Genomic DNA, 3,117 nt, shown 5'->3' with positions numbered 1-3,117 from the left:
TATAATCAGCGAAGAATTCAAAAAGGCTTGGATTTTAAGACACCAAATCAAATGGCAGAAGACTTTTATCGGTTAGCTGCCTAGAATCTCCCAAGTGAAAGTCTCCTGCTAATTCAGCACACATCAGTATTGAAATTATTAAAGAAGAACATCCTGATTTATTACCTGATTTAACAATAGTGTCATCATTTGAAGAGTACTACGAGGTGATATAGTACTAATAATTTAGCGGGCTAAATTTTGATCCCTTAAGCTCGCATTTTCACTATAATTTTTGAAAATTTCGCATAACGTGTATTATGTCAATTTTAGAGAAACTTAATTTATTCTTAATGCGACAAAATGAATTTAACTTGTACTTTCAGAAAAAAATTCAATAATTACAACCCCAATTACAATAAAACCGATCCCAATATGTGCTGCGAAATCTAATTTCTGCCCCAAGAAGAAATGTGCAACTAAGACACAACCAATTGTGCCAACACCGCCCCAAAGTGCATACACCATTCCTGTTGGTAAATGTTTCAAAGCCAGTCCCGCAAAGACAAATGTAATGGCGTAACATAATAAACTCAGCACAGTTGCCTTTTTATTATTAAAACCATCAGCTTGTGTTAAAAAAAACATCATTAAAATATCAATAACGATGATACAAGCTAGGTATAAATACCCAACATTAGATAAGAACGAAATATTCATAGAAATCATAAAAATATATTTTGTATTACTGTACTTTATCTTAGTAGGTAAATAAGATAGTAAAATCTAAAATTTAGATGATTTTTACACCAAACTATATGGAATAAATAGGTTTTTTTAATCATGCGGACTAAAAAACTGTCGTTAGTAGTCGTACCACTTTTACTTACGGCATGTAGTCAAAGTAATGTTTTGCAGCAAGACGTTTATAACAACCAATATGATTGCCGACAGGATTGGCGATATGAATTATGTGAGCCTGATTCAACAGGTTCTAGTGGTTATGTTTCCGCTTTTGTTGGTCCACAATATTATAAAAAAAATCGTAAAGTTCGTTATTTAGGAAAAGTCGTCAAAGCAACAGGTAAACGCCATAACGGTAACCCCCTTATTTCCACTCAACTCAACTCTGCATCCAAATCCACACCGATACGTGGCGGCTTTGGAAGTAGTAGCGGTTCGTCAGGAGGTTAAACAATGAAACGTGTTTTATTACCTGAACGTGAAAATTGGGAACAGATGCATACTCAAATTGGATTTGATTACTATAATCTTCACTCTAGGGATGGATCAATTTATTGGTCTGAGGGTGTTGCTTATGAGTTTACGTTAAAACAAATTGAACAACTTGAAGATGCATCAAATGAATTACATCAAATGTGCTTAAGCATTGCTGATGACATGATTCAACGTGGTAATTACCCTACCTATTTTCAAATTCCAGAACAAGCAATTCCACATATTGAACATTCATGGCGTATTAAAGCCCCTATGCTCTATGGACGCTTTGATTTCGCTTATGATGGCGAAAACATAAAAATGCTGGAATACAATGCGGATACACCTACTGGCTTACTTGAAGCCTCTGTTGCGCAATGGCATTGGGTCGAACAAGTAAATGGCATTCCTAATCGTGACCAATTTAATAGTATCCATGAAGATCTAATTGATCGTTGGGGGCAATTATTCCCTAAAAACACCAAAATCCATTTTGCTGCATGTCAAAGTGCGGGGCGTGAAGATTGGGGGAATTTAGAATACCTTATGGATACTGCTTTCCAAGCAGGGATGAATGTAAGTGAGCTATCCATGAATAATATAGGTTGGAATAGTGAGCAATTTGTTGATTTAAAAAATAAACCAATTGAAAATCTTTTTAAACTTTATCCGTGGGAATATCTCTGGGAAGAAAACTTCTCAAACTTAATATCCAATTCAACACAATGGATCGAACCATGTTGGAAAATGCTTTTATCCAACAAAGCTATTTTAGTTGAATTATGGAAACGCTTCCCAAATCACCCATTATTAGTTGAAACCCATAGTTACGATCCTACACAGCATTATCAAGGAAAGTGGGCAAGAAAGCCTATCCTAGCCCGTGAGGGAGCAAACATTCACATTATGCAGAACAATGTTGATTGCGGTGCTGCATCTGGTAGTTTTTATTTTGATGATTATGATAAAAATGGCTATGTCATGCAGAAATGGGTTAAAACCCCTCTACATGACGGTATGCTTCCAACATTAGGACTTTGGATGGTAGGTGATAAATGTGCAGGGATGTCTTTACGAGAAGATGTATTTGATATTATAGGAAATGATGCTCATTTTGCTTCACATTATTTTATTGAATAACTTACTTTAGGATACCTTTTGATTCTAATAAAATAGCCGTCAAAAGACGGCTCTTTTTAAATACTATGTGCTGCTACTCGTTTCATATAAAAAACTAAGCGAGTAAAAAATAAAATCTGTAAAAAAATTGTGAATATTGAAATACACCACTCAAACCAAAAATCAAAAGCTGTTCCCTCAAGCTCTAAACCAAAATATAAGCCTAGAAGGATGAATCCAAAAATAAGCCCAGCAACTGTTGTTTGCACTAGAATTGGAAATGATAAAGCTGTAATTCTACCTAGAAAATGCTCTCCACCATCTCCACCATTTGCTTTATATGCAAATTGAATCCCTAGAAACATAATAAAAATCGTCAATATTCCTTCGAAACCAATCACTTGAATATCAGTATATGGGGAATACATCCCGTAATAATAAACAATAGTAATAAGCAAAGCAGTCATTAAATAGTAATTCTTATAGTGTTTCTTCTCTAAAGTATTTGCTGATAATTCATGTGCTAAAGCTTGTGTATTCCAAAAATACATTATTTTTGTCTCTTATTTCACTAAGTTGAACACATTATCAAGTCAATTAAAAAAGTAAAGTAATATATGCTTTTCCATTTATAGTCGTTTTACAACATATTTTAACATAAAATCTCTTATACGAATTAGTATTATATAAAGTTCAAGCAATATTAGATAATGCGAAAACTTTTTCAAAATCTCCAATAATTATGAGAACTCTATCTTCTTTCACACTTATTACATGCATTCTTGCTGCTCTGATCAATCT

General features: G+C 33.8%; 4 protein-coding genes. 2 read left to right on the top strand and 2 right to left on the bottom strand.

What is annotated here, in order from left to right; genetic code table 11:
- Positions 1–348: 348 nt before the first annotated feature.
- Entirely contained in the window at positions 349–699 is a 351-nt protein-coding gene (locus tag FTV27_RS16920; RefSeq protein WP_180079337.1) for a multidrug efflux SMR transporter, read from the bottom strand.
- A 123-nt stretch (positions 700–822) separates the two neighbouring features.
- Here FTV27_RS16920 and FTV27_RS16915 point away from each other — a divergent pair, with 123 nt between their 5' ends.
- Together FTV27_RS16915 and FTV27_RS16910 are read left to right on the top strand one after the other, a co-directional pair.
- Positions 823–1,173 (top strand): hypothetical protein, encoded by a 351-nt coding sequence (locus FTV27_RS16915; protein WP_180079336.1) that lies wholly within the window; start codon positions 823–825, stop codon positions 1,171–1,173.
- Positions 1,174–1,176: 3 nt separating this feature from the next.
- Complete coding sequence (locus FTV27_RS16910) at positions 1,177–2,337, top strand: glutathionylspermidine synthase family protein (protein WP_180079335.1); 1,161 nt, start codon at positions 1,177–1,179, stop codon at positions 2,335–2,337.
- 56 nt (positions 2,338–2,393) lie between these two features.
- Here FTV27_RS16910 and FTV27_RS16905 read toward each other — a convergent pair whose 3' ends face one another.
- Complete coding sequence (locus FTV27_RS16905; RefSeq protein WP_180079334.1) at positions 2,394–2,867, bottom strand: hypothetical protein; 474 nt, start codon at positions 2,865–2,867, stop codon at positions 2,394–2,396.
- Positions 2,868–3,117 lie beyond the last annotated feature (250 nt).

The sequence above is a fragment of the Acinetobacter sp. YH12251 genome (genome assembly GCF_013417465.1).
Taxonomy (GTDB): domain Bacteria; phylum Pseudomonadota; class Gammaproteobacteria; order Pseudomonadales; family Moraxellaceae; genus Acinetobacter; species Acinetobacter amyesii.
This window is presented reverse-complemented; position numbering and strand designations above follow the sequence as displayed.